21 protein-coding genes are annotated in these 26,527 nt (G+C 67.3%); 13 read left to right on the plus strand and 8 right to left on the minus strand.

The features are described 5' to 3' along the window. Positions 1–78 precede the first annotated feature (78 nt). Both EJV47_RS13200 and EJV47_RS13205 read right to left on the minus strand, forming a co-directional pair. Positions 79–2,151, minus strand: a complete 2,073-nt coding sequence (locus tag EJV47_RS13200; protein ID WP_126693618.1) for an FAD-dependent oxidoreductase — start codon at positions 2,149–2,151, stop codon at positions 79–81. Positions 2,152–2,591: 440 nt separating this feature from the next. After that, complete coding sequence (locus EJV47_RS13205) at positions 2,592–4,049, minus strand: aldehyde dehydrogenase family protein (protein ID WP_126693619.1); 1,458 nt, start codon at positions 4,047–4,049, stop codon at positions 2,592–2,594. 146 nt (positions 4,050–4,195) lie between these two features. On the opposite strand from EJV47_RS13205, the gene EJV47_RS13210 reads away from it, so the two are divergent. The 4 genes from EJV47_RS13210 to EJV47_RS13225 all read left to right on the plus strand — a co-directional run bounded on the left by EJV47_RS13210 (position 4,196) and on the right by EJV47_RS13225 (position 8,171). Next, on the plus strand, positions 4,196–4,729 hold the full coding sequence (locus tag EJV47_RS13210) for a GNAT family N-acetyltransferase (RefSeq protein ID WP_126693620.1): 534 nt from the start codon (positions 4,196–4,198) through the stop codon (positions 4,727–4,729). 185 nt (positions 4,730–4,914) lie between these two features. Continuing rightward, entirely contained in the window at positions 4,915–5,361 is a 447-nt protein-coding gene (locus EJV47_RS13215; protein ID WP_126693621.1) for an STAS/SEC14 domain-containing protein, read from the plus strand. An 84-nt stretch (positions 5,362–5,445) separates the two neighbouring features. Continuing rightward, positions 5,446–6,585 (plus strand): hypothetical protein, encoded by a 1,140-nt coding sequence (locus tag EJV47_RS13220; protein ID WP_126693622.1) that lies wholly within the window; start codon positions 5,446–5,448, stop codon positions 6,583–6,585. A 383-nt stretch (positions 6,586–6,968) separates the two neighbouring features. Further along, the gene (locus EJV47_RS13225; protein ID WP_126693623.1) at positions 6,969–8,171 is read left to right on the plus strand and encodes an MFS transporter; all 1,203 of its coding nucleotides are present in this window, start codon (positions 6,969–6,971) and stop codon (positions 8,169–8,171) included. 434 nt (positions 8,172–8,605) lie between these two features. On the opposite strand, the gene EJV47_RS13230 is transcribed toward EJV47_RS13225, so the two are convergent. The 5 genes from EJV47_RS13230 to EJV47_RS13250 form a co-directional block, all read right to left on the minus strand. Further along, the gene (locus EJV47_RS13230) at positions 8,606–9,253 is read right to left on the minus strand and encodes a T-complex 10 C-terminal domain-containing protein (protein WP_126693624.1); all 648 of its coding nucleotides are present in this window, start codon (positions 9,251–9,253) and stop codon (positions 8,606–8,608) included. 373 nt (positions 9,254–9,626) lie between these two features. Continuing rightward, on the minus strand, positions 9,627–11,057 hold the full coding sequence (locus EJV47_RS13235; protein WP_243651143.1) for a pectate lyase family protein: 1,431 nt from the start codon (positions 11,055–11,057) through the stop codon (positions 9,627–9,629). 388 nt (positions 11,058–11,445) lie between these two features. Continuing rightward, complete coding sequence (locus EJV47_RS13240) at positions 11,446–12,315, minus strand: SDR family oxidoreductase (RefSeq protein ID WP_126693625.1); 870 nt, start codon at positions 12,313–12,315, stop codon at positions 11,446–11,448. Between the two features lie 159 nt (positions 12,316–12,474). Beyond that, a complete protein-coding gene (locus EJV47_RS13245; protein ID WP_126693626.1) occupies positions 12,475–12,759 on the minus strand; it encodes a GIY-YIG nuclease family protein in 285 nt (94 codons plus the stop codon). A gap of 126 nt (positions 12,760–12,885) precedes the next feature. Continuing rightward, positions 12,886–14,127, minus strand: coding sequence for a S41 family peptidase (locus tag EJV47_RS13250; RefSeq protein WP_126693627.1), 1,242 nt, complete (start codon positions 14,125–14,127; stop codon positions 12,886–12,888). Between the two features lie 191 nt (positions 14,128–14,318). Here EJV47_RS13250 and EJV47_RS13255 point away from each other — a divergent pair, with 191 nt between their 5' ends. The 5 genes from EJV47_RS13255 to EJV47_RS13275 all read left to right on the plus strand — a co-directional run bounded on the left by EJV47_RS13255 (position 14,319) and on the right by EJV47_RS13275 (position 19,559). Continuing rightward, positions 14,319–15,659, plus strand: coding sequence for an alpha/beta fold hydrolase (locus tag EJV47_RS13255; RefSeq protein WP_165903746.1), 1,341 nt, complete (start codon positions 14,319–14,321; stop codon positions 15,657–15,659). 180 nt (positions 15,660–15,839) lie between these two features. Next, entirely contained in the window at positions 15,840–16,517 is a 678-nt protein-coding gene (locus EJV47_RS13260) for a head GIN domain-containing protein (RefSeq protein ID WP_126693629.1), read from the plus strand. 189 nt (positions 16,518–16,706) lie between these two features. Next, a complete protein-coding gene (locus EJV47_RS13265) occupies positions 16,707–18,323 on the plus strand; it encodes a hypothetical protein (RefSeq protein WP_126693630.1) in 1,617 nt (538 codons plus the stop codon). A gap of 15 nt (positions 18,324–18,338) precedes the next feature. Then, the gene (locus tag EJV47_RS13270; RefSeq protein ID WP_126693631.1) at positions 18,339–18,905 is read left to right on the plus strand and encodes a hypothetical protein; all 567 of its coding nucleotides are present in this window, start codon (positions 18,339–18,341) and stop codon (positions 18,903–18,905) included. Positions 18,906–18,953: 48 nt separating this feature from the next. Further along, complete coding sequence (locus tag EJV47_RS13275) at positions 18,954–19,559, plus strand: pseudouridine synthase (RefSeq protein WP_126693632.1); 606 nt, start codon at positions 18,954–18,956, stop codon at positions 19,557–19,559. A gap of 12 nt (positions 19,560–19,571) precedes the next feature. On the opposite strand, the gene EJV47_RS13280 is transcribed toward EJV47_RS13275, so the two are convergent. Beyond that, the gene (locus EJV47_RS13280) at positions 19,572–20,435 is read right to left on the minus strand and encodes a hypothetical protein (protein WP_126693633.1); all 864 of its coding nucleotides are present in this window, start codon (positions 20,433–20,435) and stop codon (positions 19,572–19,574) included. Positions 20,436–20,546: 111 nt separating this feature from the next. On the opposite strand from EJV47_RS13280, the gene EJV47_RS13285 reads away from it, so the two are divergent. The 4 genes from EJV47_RS13285 (at position 20,547) to EJV47_RS13300 (ending at position 26,273) form a co-directional block, all read left to right on the plus strand. After that, positions 20,547–22,040, plus strand: a complete 1,494-nt coding sequence (locus tag EJV47_RS13285; RefSeq protein ID WP_165903747.1) for a TPM domain-containing protein — start codon at positions 20,547–20,549, stop codon at positions 22,038–22,040. Positions 22,041–22,170: 130 nt separating this feature from the next. Further along, positions 22,171–22,671: a cold-shock protein gene (locus EJV47_RS13290; RefSeq protein WP_126693635.1), complete on the plus strand. Its 501-nt coding sequence runs from the start codon at positions 22,171–22,173 to the stop codon at positions 22,669–22,671. Positions 22,672–22,810: 139 nt separating this feature from the next. After that, positions 22,811–23,602 carry a hypothetical protein gene (locus EJV47_RS13295; protein WP_126693636.1) on the plus strand — a complete coding sequence of 264 codons (792 nt, stop codon included), beginning with the start codon at positions 22,811–22,813 and terminating at the stop codon, positions 23,600–23,602. Positions 23,603–24,017: 415 nt separating this feature from the next. After that, positions 24,018–26,273 (plus strand): beta-1,3-glucanase family protein, encoded by a 2,256-nt coding sequence (locus EJV47_RS13300; RefSeq protein WP_126693637.1) that lies wholly within the window; start codon positions 24,018–24,020, stop codon positions 26,271–26,273. Positions 26,274–26,527 lie beyond the last annotated feature (254 nt).

Raw genomic sequence — 26,527 nt, forward strand, 5'->3', positions numbered from 1 at the left:
GCACCGGATTGGCGCCCGCGGCGCCACGCCGAACCGCAGAATAGCCTGGCCAGGAAGGTTTCCGCGTAACCCGCCCCGCTAAGGCCGCGCTCCTACCACATCCTGCCCCAGCCCGACCGGGGCGCGGTCGGGACGGTCGGCGGCCAGGTCGGCTTTCAGGTGCTGGGCGGTGTGGTGGGCCAACGCCATGATGGTGAGCATGGGGTTGACGCCGCTGCAGGCCGGGAAGGCCGAGCCGTCGGCCACGTAGAGGCCGCGCAGCTCGTAGGTTTCGCCTGTGGGACTGGTGGGGTGGTCGTGGCGGCGGCCGCCCATGCGGCAGGTGCTCATCTGGTGGGCGCTGTAGAGGTTGAAGCGGTTCGGGCCCCAGTTCAGCGCGGGCAGGCCGTCGAGCACGGCTGGGTTCAGGATGCGGCCGTCCTGCGCCCGCAGCCGGGGCAGCGTGCCGTGGGGCAGCAGCACGGTATGGGCTCCGGCGGCGGCGTGGATTTCGGCGGCGGTGCGCACCCCGGCCAGCAGGCTGCCGCGGTCGAAGCGGCTGAGGCGGTAGTCAATCAGCGGCTGGCCCTGGGCATCGGGGCGTACCCGGCCGCCGTCCCGGTCGCGGGTCAGCACGATGAAGGAGCCCAGGTGGGCGGCCTGCTGCATGAGCTGCTTGTGCTCGGTGCCGGAGGTCCAGGGCAGGGTCATGGCCATCAGCCCCAGGTGGGCCGGCGGCGTCTCGATTTTGGCGCCGAAGTTGGTGCCGTGCAGCCGGGTGCAGCTGTCGTTTACCACCGACATACTCGGGCCGTACCAGGGCTCAATCAACTCCGGGTAAATGCCCGTGACGGCCACGGTGGGGTGCAGGTGCAGGTGCCGGCCCAGGTGCGCGTGGCTCAGGCCGCTGCGCAAGAGCAACGTGGGCGTCTGAATGGCCCCGCCAGCTACCACCACGCGCTTGGCCTGCACCATGATGCGCAGGCGGCGGCCGTCGGCGCTGGTATGCCAGGCTTCGGCGCCGGTGGCGCGGCCGGCCTGTTGGGTGAGGCGCGTCACCTCGGTGTCGGGCAGCAGGCGGGCCCCGTGCCGGGCGGCGGTTTTCAGGTAGGTGTTCAGCGTACCCTGCTTCACGCCGTACCGGTCGCCGAAGGTGCTGAAGCCCAAGCCGCGGAAGTGCGCATCGGAGTCGTCGAGGCCCAGCTCATTGCGCGGAATCAGGCGCGTATGCTGGCCCAGGCGCCGGGAGCCGTCGAGCAGGGCCTGGTTCTGCCCGTTGTGCCGCCCGTAGTCGATGTTGACGTGCAGGGCCCGGGCCACGGCGTCGAGGCTGGCCTGGAAGGCGGGCTGGGTGAAATGCGGGGCGTCGTGCTCCCGCGCCCACTCTTCGAGCACGTAATCGGGGGTGCGGAAGGAGCCGGCCCAGTTGACGGTGGTGCCGCCGCCCAGGCAGGAGCCGGCCAGCAAAGTCACGCCGCCGTCGGTGGTGCCGAGGGTGCCGCGGGCGTCGTAGAGGCGGCCAATCATGTCGGCCTCGCGCTGGGTAAAGTCGCAGCCGTGGCAGTAGGGGCCTTTGTCGAGCACCAGCACGTCGTGGCCCGCTTCGGCCAGCTCGCCGGCCACCACGCCCCCGCCGGCCCCGCTGCCAATGACCAGCACCTCGCAGGTGTAGGTCACGTCGGCGGTGGGCTGCAGCGTGGGCAGGGGCCGCACGGTATCGACGGGCTGGCCGTCGGTGAGGCCGGTAGGGCCGGGGTAGCCGGCGGCGGCCCAGGCCGGGTTGGCCTCGCCGGCGGGCGAATCGGCGTAGTAGAGGAAGGTGAGCAGCTTGCGCAGGGCCTGGAAGCCCTGGCGCAGCGGCGGCAGCGGGCTGTCGGCCCAGCTCTGCAGCAGCTGCTCCCGCTGGGCCGCCGTCAGCTGGCCGAAGGACTTGAGCGGCCCGAGCCAGCTCAGGCCCAGCAGCGGGTTTTCAAGCAAGGTGAGCAACTGCCCGAACTGGGCCTGCGCGGCGGCGGGCTGGGCCGCCAGGGCCGCTTCGAGCAGCTCCAGCCGCAGGCCCTCGGAGCCGGCGCGCCGCCAGAACTCGGGGGCACCAGTGGGCTCAGAGAGGCTGGGAATGAAGGTATCGGCGAGCTGCAGCAAGAGCTGCCGGTGGGAGGCGGTGAGGTTCATGCGGGGCGGTTCGGACCGGAGCGCGGCGGGCATTCTGCCGCGGGCCGCTACGGGTCAGAAAAGGTAAGCATTTCCCCAAATAAAGTCGGCATGCCGAGTAGTTAGTGAGTTAGTGAGTTAGTGAGTTAGTGAGTTAGTGAGTTAGTGAGTTAGTGAGGCGTACTCGCCTGCTGATGCTGGGTTTCGTCCACAGCCGCAGCGCGGCGCCATATTGGTAGAACCGAACGGACAGAAGAAATCAGAGCTGCAGGGCAGCGGCATGGTACCGGCGCCGCGTGCGCGTCAACGGCTGTGCAACATCAGCAACCTCAGCACGGCCATGCCGCTGCGCTGCAGCTCAAGTCCGTGTTCGACTTTGAAATGCTACCAACATGGCGCCGCGCTGCGGCTGTAGGGCCGCCATGATGCCTGATAAAGCGGGCTTTCCGACTCGTTCTACCTCAACCCAGGTACTTCAGCAGCACGTCCACCAGGCCCTGCACTTTGGGCGTGTAGGGCGGGTAGAACAGCTTGATGCCGGTGCGGCCGGTGCGCTGGCGCAGCACGGCTTTTTCGTTGGAGAAGGCCACGAAGCCGTAGTGCCCGTGCGCCCGCCCGATGCCGCTGTTGCCGGAGCCGCCGAAGGGCAGCTCCGGGTGGCCCAGGTGAATCAGCGTATCGTTCAGGCAGGCGCCGCCGGCGGGCACCCGCGCCAGCAGGTAGCGCTGGGCTTCCGTGCTGCGGGCAAACAGGTACAGGGCCAGGGGCCGGGGCCGGGCGTTGATGAAGTCGGCCGCTTCCATCAGGTTGGCGCAGGTGACGACGGGCAGCAGCGGCCCGAAGATTTCCTCCTGCATCAGCCGCGCGTCCAGGGGCACGTCGACGAGCACGGTGGGCTCGATAAAGCACTGGGCCTGGTCGACGCCGCCGCCCAGGGCCACGGTGGCGCCGCGCTGCTGGGCGTCTTCGAGCAGGCCGGCCAGGCGCTGAAAATGCTGCCCGTTGACGATGCGCGCAAACGACTTCGACGCCGCTACGCCGGCGCCTTCGGCGTCGTAGAAGCGGCTGAGCACGGCGCGGATTTCGGCTACCAGCGCCTCGCGGATGCTTTCGTGCACCAGCAGGTAATCGGGGGCTACGCAGGTCTGGCCGGCATTGACGCACTTGCCCCACACCAGCTTTTCGGCCGCGTCGCGCAAATCGGCGGAGGCATCCACCACGGCCGGGCTTTTGCCGCCCAGCTCCAGCGTCACGCTGGTCAGGTGCTCGGCGGCGGCGCGCATCACCACCTTGCCCACCTGCGGCGAGCCGGTGAAGAAAATGTGGTCGAAGGGCAGCGCGAGCAGCGCGGTGGCTACTTCCTTGTCGCCGGGTACCACGGCCACCTCGGCCGGGTCGAACAGCTCCCCGACCATGCGCGCGAGCAGGGCGGCCACGGCGGGCGTCATTTCGGAGGGCTTGAGCACGCAGCAGTTGCCGGCAGCCAGGGCCGAGGCCAGCGGGCCCACCGCCAGGTAAAAGGGGTAGTTCCAGGGCGCGATGATGAGGGCCACGCCCTTGGGCTCGTACTGCACCCAGGAGGTGGTGCCCAGCAAGGCCAGCGGGGTGCCCACCCGGCGCGGGGCCATCCACTGCTTCAGGTGCTTGAGGGCGTGGCGGATTTCGGCCTGGGTGGCGTACACCTCGGTCACGTCGGTTTCCAGGGCGGGCTTGCCGAAATCCTGGCGCAGGGCCTCCTGAATGGCGGCGCGGTTGCGGGTTATCCACTCGTGCAGGCGCCGCAGGCGGGCGGCCCGCTCGGTCACGGTTTCGCGGCGCAGCACGGCGCTGCGGGCCTGCTGGCGACGCAGCAGGTCGGCCAGGGACTCGGTGGTGGCGGGGAGCGGGGCGGGCGGGAGCGGCACGGCAGGGTCAGGCATAGGGGGCACGGACGAAGCCGCGGCGGCGGCTCCTGGCTAAAGTACGCGGAAATAGCCGGCTACCGCTGCCGGGCAAAGGCGGTATTTAGGCCCCCGCCGGCGTATCTTACGCCTTCATCCGCTCCTCTCTCCGCTTTCCTTTGCGCATGACTACCAATCCGCCGCTGCTGCAGGGCAGCCTGGTGACGCTTCGCCCGCTGACCCCGGCCGACAAGGAGTTGTTTTACCAGTGGGCCGTGCGCTCCGACGCCACGCCGTTCATCTTCGAGGGCGAAGGCGGGGCCGCGCTGCCCACCTGGGAGCAGCTGTTTGCCGATTACCAGCCCCATTACTTCGACGGCTCTGACCCGGCCCTGGGCCAGTCCTTCGGCATCGTGGTGAACGGGCAGCCCATCGGGCAGGTCAACTACGACAGCATCGATCCGCTCGACAACTCCACCGAGCTGGACATCTGGATTGCCAGCCGCACCGATACCAGCCGCGGCTACGGCACCGATGCGCTGAATACCCTGGTCGACTACTTGTTTGCCCAGCTCGGCGTGGAGCTGTGCACCATCGTGCCGGCGGCTTCCAATACCCGCGCCGTGCGCACCTACGAGAAGGCCGGCTTCCGACTGGCCCGCGAGGTTACCCACAACCAGGTGCGCTGGCTGCACATGGAGCGGCAGCGGCCGGTGTAGCGGGCCCGGTTATCCACAAAGTTTTCCACAGACTGTGTATTTCCCGGTCAGCAGCCGGTTTTCGGCGTCGGTATTCTGCCGCGGCGCGCTTATGTTTGTTGGGTTATTCGGCCTGGGCCCTTGCCGGGCCGTTTTGGCGCGTTCCGCCGCCCCGAAGCCCTGAATCTATCCATCCGAGTCGCCCCGTGCGCCCTCTTGCCCTGATGACGCCACCGCCGACGGACCGCGAGACGGTCTATTTCCGCAATACCGTAGGGAGCGTTGTGTTTCATTCGGTGGGCTACGTGCGGCTGGCCTGGTCGGCCGAGCGCATCACTCTGCCCGAGCTGCAGGCGTTCTACGAGCAGGCCCTGACTTTGCTCATCGGCGTGGGCGTGGGCCGCATCCTCTCCGAGCACGGCCAGCGCCAGCCCCTGTCGGTGGCCGCCCAGCAGTGGCTGGTCACCGATTGGATTCCGCGGGCCATCCGGCTGGCCGGGGTGCACCACGTTGCCATCGTGGAGGGGCAGAATCCGGTGCACCGGCTCTCAACGCAGGGCGTGCTGGCCGCCGCGCCGGCCGGTATGCAATTCCGGCGCTTCGAGCAGCGCCCCGAGGCCGAAGCCTGGCTGCTGACCCAACCGCGAGGCTAAGCCGCCCCGGCCTGAACTTGCTGGCCCCCAGCCGGCGTTGGGTAGTGCCGCCCGACGTTCTACCCGATTCCTTTCCGCATTCCGGTGTTACGCTTTTTTCCTGGCTGGCTGCTGCGCGGCGCCCTCGGGGCGGCCTTGCTGCTGACCTCTCCCCTACCGGCCCAGACGCCCCGCCCGGCAGCCTCAACACCTGCTCCAACGCTGAGCCTGCAGCCCGTGCCCGCGGCCATCGTGCCCACGCAGTTTTACGTAGCCGCCGTGCGCGACGAGCGGGCCGACCGCCGTCCCGTGGCATTCTTGCTCACGCGCCCGGCCCCGGGGGGCCTGACCTCGAACACCGTGCAGGCGGTGGATTTGCAGGGCGGGGTGCCGGCGGCCCTGCAGCAGTTTGTGCAGCAGAGCGTGCCCGCCAACCGCCGCCTGCGCCCGCTCACCATCCGGCTGCGCGAGTGCCGCATTCAGGAAACCAACGGGGCGCCCGGCTGGGCCAACGGGCAGCTGGCCCTGGCCCTGAGCTTCGACTGGCAGCGCGACGGGCGCCGCATTCAGCTGACCACCTACACCGGGGCGGCGCGCTACCAACGGCCGCTCAACAGCCGCTTCGACGCGGCCGAGCCGGTGCTGCGGCAGGCGCTGGTGGAAGGACTGAAGTTTCTCAACCACTGGATGAGTCGCGAAGCCGCCGCCAACGTGAAGCTGGCCACCGCCCTGCGGGTACAGCACGCCGATTTTCCGTACGTGCCCGAGCCCGACACGCTGTTCTACTCCCCCGCCCACCCGCTCACGCTGGCCGATTTCCACGCCGCCCCGCGCCCGGCCAGCGGCTTTGCCGGTTCGGTGTTTCCGAGCTTCGCCTACACGGCCGAAGCGCAGCTGCGGGCGGGCGTGCTGCACCTGGCCGTGCAAACCAAAGTGTTCGTGGTGCGCAGCTCCTCCTGGGTGCTGCCCGCCGCCCGCGACGCGTACACCCTCAACCACGAGCAGCGGCACTTCGACGTGGTAAAGCTGGTGGCCGAGCGGTTTAAGCGCAAAGTCACCCCCGACAGCCTCACGCTCGACAACTACGACGCGCGCATGCAGTTCCAGTTTCTGCAGTCCTGGCGCGAAATGACCGCCCTGCAGGAGCAGTACGACGCCGAAACCAACCACGGCCGCGACCAGGCCGCCCAGCAGCGCTGGGACCAGCGCATCGAGGCCGAGCTGCGCCGCTACGGAGTGCGGTAAGGCGAACTGGTTCAGCGGGCATGCCCACTGCGCACTCGCTCGGCTACTGCCGAGTGAGGCCTGCGTCGCTCGGCTGCGCCGAGCACCGGCCCGCGCCGCGAAGATGGATTTGTAACAGCTACGCCCGAAGGCTTCGTCCCAGCCCTACCTGCGCGAGCAAGCTGATTTATCAGCGCGCAGACGGCGCGGTACCGCGCTCGGCATAGCCGAGCTATAATAGGCCTCACTCGGCAATAGCCGAGCGAGTGCGCAGCTATTTTCTATGCTTGAGGCTTAACATGACGGCCGTTGCCGCTCGTGCCACGATACGCGAAGTACAACTTCGCGCTACGATGCGGACGACGCCAGCAGTGCGGGCTAGCTTTGCGGGGGCAAATCGACTTATGGGTACTGTAACGACGGATACGGCCGCGGCCGGGCGGGCGCGGGTGGCGGTGACGCTGTTTTTTCTGGTATCGGGCTTTGGGTTTTCTACCTGGGCCTCGCGCATTCCCACCATTCAGCAGCAGCTCGGGCTGAGCGAAGCGGCCCTGGGCTCGGTGCTGCTGGCCTTGCCGGCCGGGCTGATGCTGACCTTGCCCGTGACCGGGCTGCTGCTGCAGCGCTTCAGCTCCCGGCAGGTGATGCTGGTGGGGGCGGTGCTTTACAACGTAGCCCTGGCCCTGCTGGGCTTTGCCGAGCACACCTGGCAGCTGGTGCTGCTGCTGTTCTGCTTCGGCTCCTCGCGCAACCTGCTCAACATTTCGGTGAATGCGCAGTCGGTGGGCGTGCAGGCGCTGTACCCGCGCGCCATCATTGCCCGTTTCCACGGGGTGTGGAGCGTGGCGGGCTTCGCGGCGGCGGCCGTGGGCGCGGGCCTGGTGGCCCTGGGCGTGGCCCCGGGCGGGCACTTTCTCGGGGTGGCCCTGCTGCTGACGGTGCTGGCCCTGGCTTTCTACCCCGGCACCCTCCCGCTGCAGCCCGCGGCCGGTACGGCGGCCCGCCCCGGCTTCGTGTGGCCCGACCGGGAGTTGGTCAAGTTCGGACTCATGGCCTTTACTTCCATGGCCTGCGAAGGCACCATGTACGACTGGAGCGCCATTTATTTCGCCAAGGCGGCCGGGGTGCCGGTGGGCACGGTGGGCTTTGCGGTGTACATGGTGGCCATGACAACGGGCCGCTTCCTGGGCGACGCGCTGACTAACCGCTTCGGCGTGCCCACGCTGCTGCGCGGCAGCGGACTGCTGATGAGCGGCGGCTTGCTGCTGGCCGCCCTGGTGCCCCGGCCCCTGGTGGCGGCTCTGGGCTTCGCGCTGGTGGGGCTGGGCGTGGCCTGCGTGGTGCCGCTGGTGTTCAGCATGGCGGGGCGCTCGGCCCGGCTGAGCGGCGGCCCGGCCATTGCGGCAGTATCCACGGTGGGCTACTTCGGGTTTCTCATCGTGCCGCCGCTGGTGGGCTTCGTGGCCGAGGCGGCCAGCCTGCGCTGGGCCTTCGGGCTGATGGCCACACTGGGCCTGGCCCTGTACGCGCTGGTGAGCCGCCTGCCCCGGCCGGAACCCACCGCGGCGCCGGCCAAACCGGAGCCTACGCCCCTGGTACTGGAGTAGCCGGGCCCGCGGGACTGGTAGCCTGAATCGGTTCCGTTGTCGGGTCTGGCACCGGGCAGCCGGCCCAAGCCGGCCGCCTGGCCGTCAGCTGCCCGGCTGGGCGGGTGGTGTCCCCCACAAACAGGCTGCTTCAACCTATTGATACCCCGGCGGACCCAACAACCATATCAGGCCGACCTGAAAACCCCGCTCATGCCGGCAGAGGTCTGTTGGAGCAACGTGAAAACTTCGGTTGCCCCAACAGACCTCTGCCGGCATGACCGGAGCTTTTCGGGTGCTGCGCAACAGCTGTGGTGCCCCTTAGAACTTTCCCGGCCCGACCGGCGCCCCCCGAATGCGGCCGGCGTACGGTTTTGGACAGAGAACCTCCCACCAACAAACCGCCCCGGCTTCCTTGCGGAAACCGGGGCGGTCTAATTTGGTCAGAGCCGGGGCTAGTCTTTGATTTTCACCTGCCCGTCGTCGGCGTCGCGCTTCACTTTGGTGCCGTCGGCGTACTCCACTTTCCGGTCGCCGTCCTTGTCGATTTTGACGGTGGTGCCGTTCGAGTACACGATTTTCACGTCGCCGCCCTTACGCTCGTACTTCACGATGCGCGGACCGCGGCGGCGCGGCCGGCTGGCGGTTTCGGTGGTCGTGGTGGTGGTCGTCGTCACGTACCCGTCGCCGTAGTAGCGCGAGCGGTTGGTTTCGTAGGTGCGGTACTTCGCGTCGTCGTTCACGATGGTGCGTACCTCCTCGTCGGTGTCGGTATTAATCTGGCGCACGGTGGCGTAGCGGCCGACGGTGTCGGTAGCCTCATCCAGGTCGCCGAGGCGCTGGGCGCGGGTGTAGTAGGTGGTGCGCAGGCGACGCACGCGCATCGTGTCGCTGGTGTAGCCCAGGTCGGCGGCCACCTGATCGGCGGTGCGGTAGGCCTGGTCCTGGTACACGGTGGTATCAGCCCCGTCGTTATCAACGACCACGGCCGTATCGGCCGAGGGCGTGGTGGCCGCGTCGACGGCGGCCGGCTTATCTTGGTTGCAGGCCGTGGTCAGCGCGAAGCTGGCGGCAGCGGCGAGCAACAGGAAGTTGCGTTTCATGGTGTGAGTGTGGTTCGTAGGAGGGGGAATGCAGCATAGCCCGGCGGCTATGTTATGGGGCATAGGTACGGGCCGGGTATAGTCGGGGTTGTGTCGACTGGGTAAAACAGAACGTCATCCTGAGCGCAGCGAAGGACCTTCCTCGCACCCCGCACCGCCGCAGCCTACGAAGCGCGGACGCTTTTCTGCTACTGCACACAAGAAGCGCAGCTACCTCCGGGTTTCGGTTGGTGGCTGCGCTTCGGTGTCTCTACGGTGGTCTGCAAAGAACGTCGGCACGTTGGCATCAGCGGCGGTGCAGGGTACGAGGAAGGTCCTTCGCTGCGCTCAGGATGACGTTCTGTTTTACCACGCCCAATCCACCCCGACAACCCTACTTCCCCGCCGCCAGCTCGTTCAGGTACGCTTCCAGCATGGTGTAGCCGTCCTTGCCCACTTTGGCGCGGTCAGCCGCATCGTTCAGGTTCAGGCCGTGGGCTTTTTCCCAGGCGTCGGGCATGCCGTCGTGGTCGGTATCGGCGGGGGCAGGGGCAGCTTTCAGCACCGGCCAGGCCCGCTGCGACACCTCGTACGGGGTGCCGTGGGGGTAGCCGCCCTGCACGTCGATGAGGCGGCCGCGGCCCTGGCGCACGTCGCGGACGATACGCTCATCCAGGGTGTCGCGGCGGGGGCGGGTGGCGCCGGCGCCGCGCAGCACGGCTTCGTAGGCTTCGGCGGCGGGCTGGGTGGTTACGGGGCCGATGTCGAAGGGCTTGTCGGCGCGGGCCTGGGGCAAGTCGGCGTCAGTGCCCCCCTGCAAGTCTACGCCGCGCCAGTTGTCGGCCGTGCGCTCGGGCGAGCCGTCCACGTAGTTGCCCGTCAGATAATACTTGCCGTAGGGCAGCGTGCCCGATTTGTAGGGATTCGCCACGCGGTAGCGCACCGAGGCCTTGGTGCTCGGGCCGGCCTTGTAGTAGTTGCCCACCACGTTGTAGTTGCCGCCTTCGCCGCCGTACACGTTGTTTTCGCCCCAGTTGTAGAACACGTTGTTGCGCAGGTCGGTGTTTTCCCAGCCCGCCTGCTTGGCCTGCCGGCTGCCGTTGAAGCGCGGGGTGCGGGAGTTGCAGTGGGCCACCAGGTTGTGGTGAAACGAGGCGCGCTGCCCGCCCCAGATACCGCCGTAGCCGTGCCGCTCGAAGTCCTTGTCGCCCTTCTCGAAGTGGTAGGAGTAGTTCAGCGGCTCGCTCATCAGGCACCACTGCACCGTCAGCGAGTCGCCGTTGTAGAAGGAGCACACCTCGTCGGTGCTCCAGCTCATGGAGCAGTGGTCGAGGATGATGCGCCGGCGGCCGATGCTGCTGAATGCGTCGTCGCCGCCGGCCCCGTCGACCATGCCCTGGTTCTGGTTTTTGTCGCCCATGCGCAGGCGCACAAAGCGCACCACCACGTTGTTGGCGCTGACGCCCACGGGGTAGTCGGCCAGGCAGATACCGTCGCCGGGCGCGGTCTGCCCCGCCACGGTGGTGTTGGGCTTGCTGATGCTCAGCGGCTTGCTCAGGTGAATCGTGCCCGAGACGCGGAACACCACCGTGCGGGCCGCGGCCGGGGCCGTGAGGGCGTGGCGCAAGGAGCCGGGCTGCCCGTCGTCGCTCAGGTTGGTGACTTCGAAGACGGTGGTGGGCTGGGCCGCGGTGCCCCGTCCGCCGGTAGTAAAGCGCCCAGCCCCTTCGGCGCCCGGAAAAGCCAGTTGCTGGGCGGCGGCGGGCAGGCTGGCCAGGCCCAGCAGGGCCAGGCAAAAAGAGGAAAACGCGGGGCGCAAAAGCATCGGCAGAACGGGTGGAGCGGGCGGGCGGCAGCTTGATATTAGCGCGCCGCTCGCCGGAAGGCCGCTTTTGCCCCGGGCTTTATTTGCGCAAACGTTGTCGGCAACGTTGCCAGAGCGTGGGAAGACCCGAACGTCATCCTGAGCGCAGCGAAGGACCTTCCTCGCACCCCGCACCGCCGCTGATGCCAATGAGCAAACGCCTTTTCAGGCCACGGTAGAAACACCGAAGCGCAGCCACCAACCGAAACCCGGTGGTAGCTGCGCTTCTTTTGCGCAATACCGAAAAAGCGTCCGCACTTCGTAGGTGGCGGCGGTGCAGGGGGCGAGGAAGGTCCTTCGCTGCGCTCAGGATGACGTTCGGGTTTTCCGTCCTATTTGTCCAGTCGTCTTACGCATTCACCACGGCGCCGCCGTTGGGGTGCAGGCTCTGGCCGGTGAAGTAGGAGCCGTCTTCGGAGGCCAGGAACACGTAGGCCGGGGCCACCTCGGAGGGCTGGCCGGCACGGCCCATGGTGGAGTCGCGGCCGAAGGTGGCCACTTTCAGGGCGCTGGCGGTGCTGGGGATGAAGGGCGTCCAGATCGGGCCCGGCGCCACCGAGTTGACGCGGATTTTCTTGTCGGCCAGCTGCAGGGCCAGGGAGCGGGTGAAGGCCGTAATGGCGCCCTTGGTGGAGCTGTAGTCGATAAGCTGCTCGTTGCCACGGAAGGCGTTGACGGAGGAGGTGTTGATGATACTGTCGCCCTCGCCCAGATGGGCCAGGGCGGCGCGCGTCACGCGGAAAAACGAGAGGATGTTCACCTGAAACACCGATTCCAGCTCCTCGTCGGGTATTTCCGTCAGCGAGTCGTGCCAGTGCTGCTCGGCGGCGTTGTTCACCAGGATGTTCAGCCGGCCCAGCTCCTGCACGGTGCGCTCCACGATTTGCTTGCAGAACTCCGGGTCGCGCAGGTCGCCGGGCAGCAGCAGGCAGCGGCGGCCGTGGCCGGTTACCAGCTCCTGCACCTTCTCGGCGTCTTCCTGCTCGGCGGGCATGTAGCTGATGGCCACGTCGGCGCCCTCGCGGGCGAAGTGCACGGCCACGGCCCGGCCGATGCCGGAGTCGCCGCCGGTAATCAGGGCTACTTTATCGAGCAGCTTGTCGGCGCCCTTGTAACCCGGGCGGATGTATTCGGGTTGGGGCGTCATTTCGCTTTCCAGCCCCGGCTGCTGGTCCTGGTGCTGGGGCGGAAAGAGGGTCGGCTTGTTGTCGTCGGACATGGCTCAAACGATTGGTTGTGAGCTAAAGCCTAACGGACCGGCTCCGGCCGGGGTTATAGTTGACGTTGAATAACAGAACGTCATCCTGAGCAAAGCGAACCGAAGGAAGGCGTAGCCAAGGACCTTCCTCGAACCCTGCACCGCCGCTGATACCAATGCTCAGACGCTATAATTGTAGCTCAGCCACGTCGGGTTCATCATGGCAATCAATTCCTCCTTCTTCGCCCGGGTCCAGCCCTTTAGCTCTTTTTCCCGGACAATAGCGGCCGTAGCATCCGGGAAGGATTCGTAGTAGATCAGGTTGTAGCAGTAGTAACGCCCGGCGAAGGTGCCGCGCTGCCCACGGTTGGCGTAATGCTGCTCGGTGCGTTGGCGCAGGTTATTCGTCACGCCGATGTATAGGACGGTTTTGGCAGGGTTGGTAACGATGTAGATGTAGTACATAAGTTCAGAAGTAATGTCCGGCTAATATAGCGTCTGAGCCATGACTGTGGCGGCGGTGCAGGGTTAGAGGAAGGTCCTTCGCTGCGCTCAGGATGACGTTCTTTTTCATCCCATTCCTGCCCTCCCCTACCGCAGCAGCTGCAGGGCCTTGTCCAGCGCCGGGTCCTGGGCGGGGTCGGCGGCGGGCTTCACCGTGACTTTGGGCTCAAACTGCTCCCGGGGCGTGCCGTCGAGCTGATAGAGCTTTTCCACCGGGATGCTGAAGCTGATGCCGGAGGCGGGCAGGCGGTAGGAATAGATGCCGCCGCGCAGCCGGGCCAGCGGGCTGCCCACCACCGTGGCGCGTTTCATGCCGTCGAAGGCCGTGGTAATGCCCTCCCCCATGCTGCCCGTCCAGCGCCCGGCCAGCACCACCACGGGGCGGCGGTAGGCGGCGGGGCGCGGGGCTACCATTTCCAGCCAGAAGCGCCGGATGCCGTACTGCCGCTGCTCGTTCACCAGCTCGTGGCGCTGGTAGCCCTGCTCCTGCGTGATGAAGCGGCCGAGCAGGGCGCGGGCCACGGTGGTATTGCCGCCGCTGGGCGTGTCGCGCAAGTCCAGCACCAGCCCTTTCGTGTCGGCCAGGGCCGTGAGCGTGCTGTCGAAAGCCGGGATGAGGCCGTGGTCGAACAGGCAGTTGTTGATGCGGATGTAGCCCACGCGGCCGAGGCGGCGGCTGTCGAGGCGGCGGCGGGGCGGCGGATTTTCCAGCAGGTTGCGGGGCTGGTCGGGCTGCACGTCGGTTTCGGCGCCGCCGCTGCGGATGCGCCAGCGCCGCTCCTGGTCGTGGCGGCCGGCTAGCAGGGTGTTCAGCGCGTAATTATCGGCCGCCGCATCGGGGGCGCGCAGGCACTGGGGCTGGTAGGGCTGCCGGGCCTGGGCTACCGGCACGCCCCCCACGCTGAGAATTTCGACGCCGGGTCGCAGGCCCGCCCGCTCGGCTCCGAAGCCGGGGCGCAGCTCCCGCACCACGGCCCGGCCGCCCTCCCACTCGGCGTACACGTCGGCGCCCGAGGGCACGAGGCGGGGCGAGTCGGGGCGGTTGGTGCCCAGGGCGGCGTGGTGGTCGTAGAGCTCCTGCAGCATCTGTTCGAGCAGGCGCACCAGGGCCCGGCGGCTGCGCACGGTGTCGGCCTGGGGCAAGTAGCGGGCCCGCACCCGGTCCCAGTCGGTCTGCTTCTGGTCGAAGTAGGCGTAGTCGTCGTGCACCGTCTGCCAGAAAAACGCCGCGTCCTCCCGGAACGGGCCGGCGGCCGGCGGGGTGTGCCGGCTGGCCGACAGCGGGCCGACGAGGAGCAGCAAAGCGGGCAGGTAGCGGCGGAGGTTCACGGCACGGGCAGGTTGGCGCGGGGCCGCAACCTACGATTCGCCGGGCAGCTTTGCCAGTCAGCGGCCCGGCGGCATCACCCAAATATGTGATGCCGCCCCGGCCCGCCGCAGTGCAACGAACCGGCTTCCCGGGCATCTATTGGGCGTTTTTTGGGCCGCCCGCACGGTCTTTAGGATTTACTGACTCCGCTATGAAAACCAGCCTTCCCCTGCTCGGGGTGCTGCTGACGCTGCTCGGCGCCACCCCAACTGCCGCCCCGGCCCAGGAGCTGCCGCGCCGGCCCTACGTGGGCATCGACTTGCGCGCCATCAACGACAGCATTCAGCAGCGCCACCACCTGCCCGACCAGAACGGTATCCTCGTGCAGGGCGTGCGGGCGCAGTCTTCGGCCCAGGCCGCCGGTCTGCAGCCCGGCGACGTTATCCGCCAGGTGGATAAGACGGTGCTGGGGCCGGAAGTGGGGCCGTTCGTGAGTTTGCTCAAGCAGCACCAGGTGGGCGACCAGGCCACGTTTCTGGTGCTGCGCAACGGCAAGCAGCTGCGTCGCCGGCTCACCTTCATGCCCTTTCCCAAGGACCAGAGCCCGTACTACGAAGCCACGTACGCCTCGGTCACGGCGGCCGGCAACCAGCTGCGCACCATCGTCACGCGGCCGCGCGGCGCCCAGGGCAAGGTGCCGATGGTGCTGTTCATCCAGGGCGTAGGGTGCTTTTCCGTCGACAACCCGCTGAGCCGGGCCGAGCCCACCAACCGCATCATCGACTCCCTTTCCCGCCACGGCTACGCCACCCTGCGCGTCGACAAAACCGGCATGGGCGACAGTCGGGGCACGCCCTGCCTGCAGGCCGACTTCGAGAGCGAGGCAGCCGGCTACCGGGCCGGGCTGGCTGCCATCCGCCGCCTCGACTTCGTGGACCAGCAGAACGTGTTCATTGCCGGCTTCAGCATCGGCGGGGTGATGGCGCCGCTGGTGGCCCGCGGCGAGGCGGTGAAGGGCGTGGTGGTGTACGGCACGGTCAGCCGCACCTTTATTGAGTACCTACTGGAAAACAAGCGCAACCAGAGCCAGCTGGCCGGCCTGCCCTACGACTCGCTCAACAGCCTGATGCGCACCTACGCGGCCGCCCTGCACCTGCTGCTGGAGCAGCGGCAGACGCCCGAGCAGGTCTTGCAGCAATACCCGCAGGCCCGGCCCGTGCTCCGCTTTCCGCAGCACTACCGCTACATGCAGCAGTGGCAGGCCACCAACCTGGCCGCCGCCTGGCAGCACGTGGAAGCGCCCGTGCTGGCCCTGCGCGGCGCCTCCGACTACATTTCCTACTCCGTCGACCACCAGCTCATTGCCGACATCGTGAACCAGCGCCACCCCGGCCGCGCCAGCTTCGTGCTGCTGCCCGAGGTGGACCACCACTTCAACCGCGCCCGCGACATGCACGAAGCCATGCGCCTGGACGAAACCGGCAATGCCCCGCTGAACTTCGACTTCATGACCGTGATGCTACGCTGGCTGGACGAGCGGCGGCATGGATGAATTAATAATTAACAATTAGTAATTAATAATTACAGCCGTGAGACGACGCCTGCCTACTGGCGCAACCACCCCAATTATTCATTCTTAATTGTTAATTATTAATTATAAAAGTCCGGGCAACGGTGCCGCTGCGGCCCGCATCTAGCGCCTCAGACACCCCACTGAACCCTTTCTGACGCTATGAACACCCTCACTACCCTCCGCCGCACGTTTGCCGCCGCAGCCCTGCTGACCGTATCCGCCACCGCCGCCTGGGCCCAGGATGGCCAGCTGCGCCCTGTCGGCAGCTTCGAGCGCGTGGAAGCCAGCGGCGCCATCAACGTGGTGCTGCGCCAGGGCGCTACCACCGAAGTGAAAGTGGAAGCCCAGCCCGAGGTGCTGGCCCGCGTGCGCACCGAGGTGGAGGGCGGCACCCTGAAGCTCTACCGCGAGCGGCAGAAAGGCCGCGTTACCGGTATGGGCAAGGCCGAGAAAGTGACCGTGTACGTGACCTGCCCGCGCCTGACGGGCCTGAGCGTGAGCGGGGCCAGCGACGTGAAGGGCGAATCGCCGCTGACGGCCGACGCCTTTAGCATCAAGGCCAGCGGCGCCAGCGACGTGACGCTGCAGCTCACCGCCAAGCAGCTCACCGCCACGGCTTCCGGCGCCAGCGACATCCGCCTCACCGGCCGCGTGGAAAGCCAGCAGGTGCACGTGAGCGGCGCCAGCGACTACCGCGCCTACGAGCTGCGCAGCCAGCAGGCCGACGTGCAGGCCTCCGGCGCCAGCGACGCCTTCGTGTACGTCGACGGGGAGCTGACCGCCCACCGCTCCGGCGCCAGCGACGTGCACTACAAAGGCAACGCCCGGCTGAAATAGCAGAAGCGAAAAAAGAACGAGGAAATAGCACGTCATCCTGACGCAGGAACCGAAGGTCCTTGACTACGTCGACCTTCGGTTCCTTCGTCAGGATGACGTTCTTACCAGATCCGCTCTTCGAACCCGCATACGCCAACCACCCCGGGCCGCGTTGGGTATATTACCCGCCCTTCCCTAGCCCCGCTGCGCGTGCGTCCACTGCTACTTCTGTTGCTGCTGAGCCTGCTGGCCCTGCCCGGCCGCGCCCAGGCACCCGTGTCTGAGCGGGCCCTGGAGTCGTTTTACGACCAACTCAGCGCTTACCAGCTCAGCCGCTACCGCCCCGACAGCGGCTACCAGATTCTCACGCTGCCCTCCACCTTCTCGGGGCCCGAGCTGGCCGCCCTGAAGCTGCGGGAGCGGCAGCTGGTGCGCGTCGATTTGGTGTACTCGGCCTACCGCTTCGACCCCAAATTCGACCAGCGGCAGCTGAACCTGGGCCGCCTGCGCAACCTGGAAAACCTCATGCCCGGTATCCTGCGCGACGAAACGCTGAGCTGGAACCTCATCGAGCAAACCGGCTGCAACAGCCCCGCGGAGTGCGAAGGGTACTTCCACGGCTTCGTGCTCTACATCGAAAAGCGCTACACCAAGGCCGACAGCCGCGGTGAAGTAGCCCGCCTCACCGCCCTGCTCAGTGCGGCCGACAAGAAAATCGATAAGGTGCGCACCCTGCGCAAAAAGCCCGGCGTGCCGCTCAGCTGCAGCTACCCGCGCAGCTACTACAAGCTGCGCCAGCTGGCCCGCCGCATCCGCAAGGGCTACCGCTGCCCCGACAAAGCCGCCCAGACCGTAGCCTTCCGCGCCGACGTGACCCAGACCGGCGCCCTGCAGACGGTGCAGCTGCTGCCCGACTCCACCGGCCAGCTGCCGCCCTGCCCCGACGACCTGGCCGCGGCCGTGCGCGAGGGGTTTGCCTTTGCCTCGGGCTTCGCGCTGGGTAAAAACCGCTACCCCTTCACCGTGACGGGCCTCGTGACCCTGCCGGTGCGCGCCGGCAGCCTGCGCGTGACGGGCTATTTTCTGACCGACTCGCTCATGCGCAAGCACCGCATCAAGCTGAACAAAGACGGCTGCCAGGCCCGCCTGCTGCGCCCCGGCGACCCGGCCGAGGACGACCCCATTCCCACGCCCGACGCCCGCGCCGTGGCCCGCGTGCTCGACCGGCACCCCGCCTGGCGCCGCTCGGTGGTAGTGGCCGACGTGACCGGCAGCATGTACCCCTACACGGCCGACCTGCTGACCTGGCTGCAGCTGAGCACCGGCGCCGAAGAGAAAACCTTTGTATTCTTCAACGACGGCAACGATTTGCCCGACCGCGACAAAGCCATCGGGCGCACCGGCGGGCTGTACGAGGTGCGCACCAACGACTACGAGCAGGTGCGCGGCAAAGTGCTGGAAGCCATGCTGGCCGGCGGCGGCGGCGACGCCCCCGAAAACGACTGCGAAGCCCTGCTGCGCGCCCAACAGCTGGCCCCCGACGCCCAGGAGCTCATCCTCATTGCCGACAACCACACTTTCCCCCGCGACACCCGCCTGCTGGTGGGCACCCGCCTGCCGGTGCGCATCATCCTCTGCGGCGCCGCCGACTACATCAACCCCAAATACCTGGCCCTGGCCCGCCACTTCGGCTACTCCCTGCACACCCTGGAGCTTGATCTGACCAACCTCAGCGAGCTGGCCCCCGGCGCCACCCTCGACGTGGGCCGGCTGCGCTACCAGGTCACGCCCGAGGGCGGGTTTCGGCGCATTACCTCGCCGCGCTGAGTTGCTTCGCCCCGCATGAGCCTCTCCTCATTTTTCGCCCGCCTGCTGGGCCGCCCGGCCCCGGCGCCCGCGCCCGTCAGCGCCGCGGCCCACCGCTGGCCCGCCTTTACCTTCGAGTTGCCCGCCGACTGGGACGTGGTGCCGGCCAATAAGTTCGTCACCAAGTTTAAAGCCCGCTACAACGGCCCGGCCTTCGCGTTTATTACCGTGGGCGCTCAGCGCTGCCTGCTGCCCACCGACCCGGTTCCAATGCCCTACACCGACGCCTGGCACGCTTACGACACCATCGGCGAAGCGCGCTTCCGGGCCGAGTTCGAGCAGATGCCAGAGGCCCGGACCCGCATCCTGTCCGTGCGCAAAACCACCTTTGCCGGCCGGCCCGCCCTGTACATCGACTACGAGCTAACGCCCTACGAGCGGCCCGAAGGCGCGGTGCGGCTGCGCTTCTACAAGATTCTGCACGAGCAGCTCTGGTTTGGCATCGGGCGCAGTACCCTGGTTTCCGACCCGCACCAGCAGCTCACCGAAATGGCCGCCATCGTGCGCACCTTCCGCTTCACCGGCGGCTGGGCCGAAGCCTGAGCCGGCGGCCCAGCCTACCTTTGCGCCCGTTCACCCAGCTTCCGCGGCATGCTCCCGCCCGAATCGGCCCGCCCCGCCCACCGGCACTTCATCCTGTACAAGCCCTGCGGCTACCTCAGCCAGTTTCGCAGCGACGACGCCCGTGAGGCCCGCAAAAAACGCTTCCTGGGCGAGTTGCACGCCTTTCCGGCCGGCACCATGGCCATCGGCCGCCTCGACGAGGACAGCGAAGGGCTATTGCTGCTGACCACCGACGGCCGCCTGAGCGAGCAAATCCGCAACGGGGGCGTGGAGAAGGAATACTACGCCCAGGTCGACGGGCTGATAACGGATGCGGCGGTGCAGCAGCTACAGCAGGGCGTGCAGATCGGCCTGCGGGAGGTAAAATACCAGACCGATACCTGCCGGGCCCGGCGCCTGAATGAGCCGCCCGCGCTGCCGCCCGGCCGCCGCATCCGCGACGCGCGCCACGGCCCCACCAGCTGGGTGTCCATCACGCTCACCGAGGGTAAATTCCGGCAGGTGCGCAAGATGACGGCCGCCGTGGGTCACCCCACCCTGCGCCTGGTGCGCGTGCGCATCGGGGAGGTGCACCTGGGCGAGCTGGCCCCGGGGGAGGTGCGCGAAGTAGCCGATTTTGGGGCGTTGGGCTAACTGATGCCCCGGTCAGCGGCTGGCTTCCACGCGGTACAGGCGGCCGCCCTGGTAGCGGTAACGACCGGGCAGCGGGCCGGGTAGGGTTTTCCTGTCCACGCCTATTCCTGCGCCGTATTCAGAGGCAAAGGCTCCCAGCTCGATGTCGCGGCCCCGGAGCCGGACGCGACGCTCGGTGCGGGCTTGGTGCAGGGTCGGTTCGGCATTCCCGTTCTTTTCCGTGCCGCCCGACCAGCTTTCCACTTCCTGCCACTGCAGCGTCCGCAGCAGCAATTGGGGCTGCTCGCCGGCGAGGCTGAACACGTTCAGCACCCGCAACGTGGTACCGCCGCCGGCCCCGTGCGCATCGTTCTTGAAATAGAACAGCACCTCGGGCGGGCCCTGCCGGTCGAGGTTGACCAGCTGCACCTGCGCCTCTTCCGGCGCGCTGCACTCGAAGCCCGCGGGCACATCGACGGGCAGGTGCAGCCAGGTGGTGTCGCGGGGCGTGTCGCGCAGCAGCAGGGCGTCTTCGTAGTCGTCGAGGCGGGTGAGCAGCAGCCGGCCGCCCCAATAGAAGGTGCCACGCAGCTGACCATCCTTTGCGCGGGGCAGCTCCGATTGGTTGAAGCCCGGGCATTCCAGCGGGTGCGGGCCGATATCGGGCCCAACGGGCAGCCGCACGAGGCGCCCGGGCCCGGCGGGGGCCGAAACAGAATCGGAAGTTGCGGCAGTAGCGCGGGCGGCGGAGTCAGGCGGCGGCGCTACCGGCGGGCGGCGCGGGGGCCGGGCGGCGGCCGGCGGAGCCTGAGGTGACTCGGCAGCTGATTCGCGGCTGGCGGATGTGCAGGCGCCGAGCAGGCCGGCGGCCAGAAAAAGTAACGGAACAGGGCGCACGGCTAGGCTAAAGCGGATGGAATAGGGTGGGCGGCGCGACTGAGGCCGAGCCCGTCCGTAAAGATGCAGGCGGCGGCCGAAGTTTACCTTGCCGCCATTTATTCGTCGCCTATGCTGCTTCGTCGTCGCTCCTGCCCCTGGTGGCTGCTGCTTTTGCCCGCGCTGCTGCTGCACCTGCCGCTGCTGGCCCAACCCGCCGACGCTTACCTCACGCGCATCCCCGACCCCAAGCGCCTGGGCGAAGCCTACGTGAGCAACCCCGACGGCGTGCTCGACGCCGGCACCGTGCAGGACCTCAACACCACGCTGCGCGCCCTCGACCAGAGCGGCCGGGCCCACATCGACGTGGTAGTGGCCCGCAGCATCGGCGAGGCGGTGCCCAAGACGGCGGCCACGGCCTTGTTCAACCGCTGGAAAATCGGGGCGAAGGGCAAGGACAACGGCCTGCTCATGCTGCTGGTGATGGACCAGCGCCGGGTGGAATTTGAAACCGGCTACGGGCTGGAAGCCGACGTACCCGACGTGGTCTGCTTCCGCATTCAGCAGCGCTACATGGTGCCCCTGCTGCGCCAAGACCGCACCGACGAAGCCGTGCGCCAGGGCGTGGCGGCCCTCATGCGCCAGCTCGCCACCGGCAGCATCGAGCTAAGCGCCGCCGACTCGGCCGCCGGTTTGGTGGTGCCCGAGGCGGCGGCGGCCATCGAAGCCGTGCCCCTGGCGGCCGAGTCGAACGACTCGTTTCTGGGGCTGGTGGCGGTGCTGCTGGCCGGGCTGCTGGGCGTGGTGCTCTACGCGGTGCTCTGGCACTACACCACCACCGACCACCCGCTGCGGCCGTTTTTGCTAATGGCCCTGCTGCTGCCGGTGGGCGCCACGGTGTACACGCTCAGCCTCTCGGGGGCGGGCGGCAGCGGCTGGGTGCTGGCCGCGGTGGCGTACGGGCTGCCGCTGCTGTACGTGCTGGGCTATTTCGGGCAGGTGGGCCGCACGTTCCGGCAGGAGTACGCCGCCCAGAGCCGGCACGCCCAGCACACCTACCTGCAACGGGCCCACCACGGGCTGGGCTTCACGGCCTGGCTGTTTGCGCTGCCGCTGGTGTGGTACTGGCCCTGGCACCACAAGCGCATGCAGCAGCTGCGCGAGGCGCCCTACCCCTGCCCCCACTGCGGGCAGCCCATGCGCCGCCTGGGCACAGACGAGGAAACCGCCTTCCTCGACCAAGGCCAGCAAACGGAGGAGCGCCTGCGCAGCGTCGACTACGACGTGTGGCGCTGCGAGGCCTGCCACCACACCCTGCAGCTCGACTACCGCAACCACGCCACCGACCTGCAGCCCTGCCCCAGCTGCCACTACCTCACCTTCAAGGACATCGGCGTGCAGGTGATGGAGGCGGCCACCAAGCACGCCTCGGGCTGGGGCTGGGAGCGGAAGTGCTGCCAGCACTGCGGCCACGAGGAAAAAGAGCGGTACACCATTCCGCGCATTTCCGAGTCGTCGGGCAGCTCGTCGTCGGGCTCGTCCTCATCGTCCTCGTCGTCCAGCTCCTCCTCTTCGAGCAGCAGCGGGGGCTCCTCGGGCGGGGGTGGCGCGGGCAGCAGCTGGTAGGCCCGGGCGGCCCCAAACCGGGCACCCCTGCGAATACCCGCTTAATTTTCTGTAGCTTTAGCGTAGCTCAACCCATTCGTCCGTGCCGGCTGGCCCCATCAGCGGCGCGGATATCACCGCTAACAACACAATGGCCAGACCCGAAAGCTTCGGCAAAAAGGATAACGAGAAACGTAAACAGCAGAAACGCAAGGAGAAGGAGGAGAAGCGCGAGGAACGCCAGGCCAACGCCAAGAAAGGCCAGAACCTGGAGGACATGCTTGCCTACGTCGACGAGTTCGGCAACATCACCTCCACCCCGCCCGACCCCACGAAAAAGCGCGCGGAAGTAAACCTGGAGGACATTCAGCTGGGAGCCCGCCGCCGCGACGATGACGATGCCGCCGCCGACAACGTGCGCACTGGTATGGTTACCAACTTCAACACGGCCAAGGGCTACGGCTTTATCAAGGACCAGCAGAGCGGGGAAAGCATCTTCGTGCACGTCAACGCGCTCATCGACAAGGTGCGCGAGGGCGACAAGGTCAACTTTGAAGTGACGCGCGGGCCCAAGGGCCTGAACGCCGTATCGGTGCGCCGCTACGAGGCGCCGGCTGCGCCTGCGGCCCCGGCTGCTCCGGCGGCGGAGTAAACGCCGGAAGCTCAGCACTTACGAAGGCCAGCCCGGTAATTCCGGGCTGGCCTTTTGCGTTATCCGGCAGCTCAGCCGGCGGCCTTGCACCCCAGGCGGTGGGCGGGTATTTTTAGAGCCATCTACGCCCCTTTCCCAGATGCACCTACTGCTTGCTGCGCTGCTGCTATTTCCGCCCGAGTCGTATCCGGTGGTGGACGATGCCAGCCGGGTGCTGACGCAACGGCGGCTCTCCAGCTTCCAGCAGTTTCACGCGAACCTTTCGCGGCAGCATCCCCAGGCCCAAACGACGGAAGGTTCGGGCCGGGACGTGGTGCGGGGCTTTCGGGAGTACGTTTTCGGATTTAGGGTAACGGTACCGACTGCCGACCATCCCGAATCCGGCGTGCTGTACCCCTACCGCGTGACGCTGATTACCGAGGGCGACAAGATTATCTATTACGTGCTGGCGGCGCAGCGCAACAAGCGCGTCGCCGATGGGTGGCAGCCGTACCACGAGCCGGTGAAACAATACCAGGACGAGGCGGCCTTTGCTCGCCTGACGTCCGCTTACCGGGGCACCTTCGGCGTGGCGCCCGACCTGGCGGCGCTGTTCGACCGCACCGCTACTTACGGGGCAGGCTGCAGCCTGTCGGGAAGCGGGCCGCGGGAGCGGCGCACCGTGCGCGAACTGGTGGCGCGGCGCGACACGGCGACGCTGCTGCGGGACTGGCTACGCTCGGCCACCGCCGAGAAGCAGGTGTACGGGGTGGAGGGCTTTTACCAGCTCCGGCAGCAGGGCCTGCGCCTCACGCCGGGCCAGTTGCGGCTCATTCTGTTTATCAAACGCAAACGCGGCCGCATCAACACCTGTAGCGGCTGCTCTTATGGCAGCGACGAAATGAGCACGGCTACGCGGGCGTTTGCGTTTCCACCGCAGCCGGGGCGGTAGACCCCAAAAAAGTTGGTGGCCGGGCGTTGTTTTTTATCCGGGCGCGGGGTGTGCGCTAAGCGGGCAGCGTTGGCGAGCAAGGGACTTACGGGCCCCTAAAAGCTGCTGCTGGCGGGACGGGCAACCGTGGACGCTACGTGTGCGCTAAGCGTGCAAACGGGTGGGCCGTGGTACTATCTGCGGACGAATAGGACTTTTATTTCTGGTTGAAAGCCTTTTAGCTTAGGCTCCGAAGCCGTGGCCGGGCGGGCATTTCCCTTCTTTCTCGCCCCCATTTGCGCCGCCGCGGCTCCTTGTTTTTCCTGGCTTACTCCTGCTCGGCGGCCCCTTTGGGCGGCCAAGCGGCTGGCTGCGTCTGCTCGTTTCCGCCGGGTTTCCGGCGGGTGTCCATTTCCCACCACAACCAACTCCTTTTATGAAAAAGCTTACTCTCTGGTCGGTGCTGACCTTGCTGCTGCTGGCGGTGCTGCCGCTCGGCGCCTGGGCGCAGGGCAGCGTGCCGTTTACCATTGCCAACAACTCGCCCTTCCCCGACTCGGACCTGTACGTGGCCATCGTGGGCAAGGACGCGAATGGCAACCACCTGTGGATCAACGCCGCCAACGGGCAGGTGCTGCCCATGTCCTCGTCGTACAACACGGTGACGGGGCCGACCTACAACGGCAACACCGGGCCGGGGCAGAACTCGAAGTACGCGGCCTGCTTCACGCGGCTGAGCAACATTCCGAACAAGACGTTTACGCTGCCCTACATTGCGGGCTGCCGGGTGTTTATTTCGCAGGGGCAGCAGCTGTACCTGTACTTCTTCGGGGCCTCGGGGGCGCCGCAGGGCTACGCGGCGCCGGACTTTCAGAACCCGAACGACCCGAACAAGGGCATCCGCTACGAGTTCATCGAGCTGACCAACAACCAGTACGGCTTCTTTGGCAACCACACCCGCGTGGACTCCTACCACTACCCCATGGGCCTGGAGCTATGGGGCAACGGCGGCTACTACAAGCGGGCCGGCGAGCTGAAAAGCCACGCCGACATCCTGGCCGCCTACCAGAGCTTCGCCCCGACGGAGTTTCAGGGCCTGCGCAACGCCACGCTGGGCACCATCACCTGCCCGGGTAAGTCGCCGCAGTTTCAGACGGGCGGGGCGTACGTGAACTACTTCGGCTCGTACATCGACGCCATCTGGAACAAGTACGTCAACGAGGATTTGATTTTCTACGCCGGCGACGCGGGCGTATTCAAGGGCCGCATCAGCAACGGACGGCTGACGGTGGTGGGCCAGTCGGGGGGCTTCACGGGGCGCACGGGCATCGTGTCGCGCAAACCGACGACGCAGGAAGTGCTGGAAGGCAAGGGCGTGCTCGACCAGCGCGTGGGCGACGGGGACCTGGACCTGGTAATCCAGTCGCAGCTGTGCGCGGCCATCAACCGGCACGTGGTGAATACGACGACCACCAACCCCGGGCAGCAGAACTGGTACAACGCCAGCCAGTACTACCTGACCGCGCCGGCCAACTACTACGCCCGCTTCTGGCACCAGGGCGGCATCAGCGTGGATAACCTGAACTACGGCTTTGCCTACGACGACGTGAACGACCAGTCGTCGAGCCTGCACACGCCGCAGCCGACCAAGGTGGTGGCCACCTTTGGGGGCTTCGCGGGCATCGGGCAGCCCCAGCCCACCGGCGTAGCCACCATGTACAAAGACTGCAACTACACCGGCACCGCCACGGCCCTGCCGGCGGGCGACTACAACCTGGCCGCCCTGCAGAGCCGCGGCATCCTGAACGACGACATTTCCTCGCTGCGCGTGAACAGCGGCTACGAGGTGGTGCTCTACGAGAATGACAACTTCACGGGCGGCTCGCTCACGGTGGGCAGCGCCGGCAACAGCTGCCTGGTCAATAACGCCCTGGGCACCAGCAACTGGAACGACAAGGCTACCTCGCTGCGGGTGCGGGCGGCCGGCGGCTCGGCCTTTAGCGTGACCTTGCAGGCGGAGGCGGCCAACGTGAACAACGGTATGACGGTGGAAACCTGCACCGACGCGGGCGGCGGCCAGAACATGGGCTACGTGGACGCGGGCGACTATCTGGTGTGGAACAACATCAACTTCCCCTCAACGGGTAGCTACACCATCGAGTACCGGGTGGCCAGCGGCGGCAGCGGCGGCACCATTTCCTCCGATTTGAACGCGGGCACCATCCAGTTCGGCAATACGGCCATTCCCGGCACCGGCGGCTGGCAAACCTGGACCACCGTCTCGCGCACGGTCACCATCAACGCGGGCACCTACAACTTCGGCATCTACGCCCAGTCGGGCGGCTGGAACATCAACTGGGTGCGCATCACCCGCAATGCGGCCCGCGAAGCAGCGGCGGCGCCAGCGGCTCTGTTTACCGGTGAAACGGCCGTTCTGGGCGACGCGAAACCGGCCAGCCTGCAGGCGGCGGGGCTGTACCCCAACCCGGCAGTGGACCGCCTGCACCTCGATACCAAGGTGGCCCTGGCCGGGGCCGAGTACCGCATCCTGAACCAGCACGGCCGGCCGCTGGCCAGCGGGCCGCTGGCGGCGGAAGGCACGGTGGACGTGAGCAAGCTGCCGGCCGGCGTGTATACGCTCACCGTCGTCAGCCGCGACGGGCAGACGGTGATGCGGCGCTTTATGAAGTAGGCTTCGGCCCTACGGTTTATGGGAAACAGCGGGCCGCTCCGGTTGGGGCGGCCCGTTTGTTTTCTTAGCCGAGCGGCGCAAAGCGGTTTAGCGCTACAGTTAGTTTCCTTCCTCCGCGAAGAGGGGTTAGATACTGTGATGGAAAGCAAGAAACAGGAGCAGTTTTTTACCTTGGGGCTCGTTTGAGGAGAGCCTGCGGGTTCATCCTGCGTAGCCCCGGCCCGTCACGCGGCCGGGGCTACTTCTTTTTCGGG

It is taken from the genome of Hymenobacter gummosus (assembly GCF_003970915.1).
GTDB lineage: Bacteria > Bacteroidota > Bacteroidia > Cytophagales > Hymenobacteraceae > Solirubrum > Solirubrum gummosum.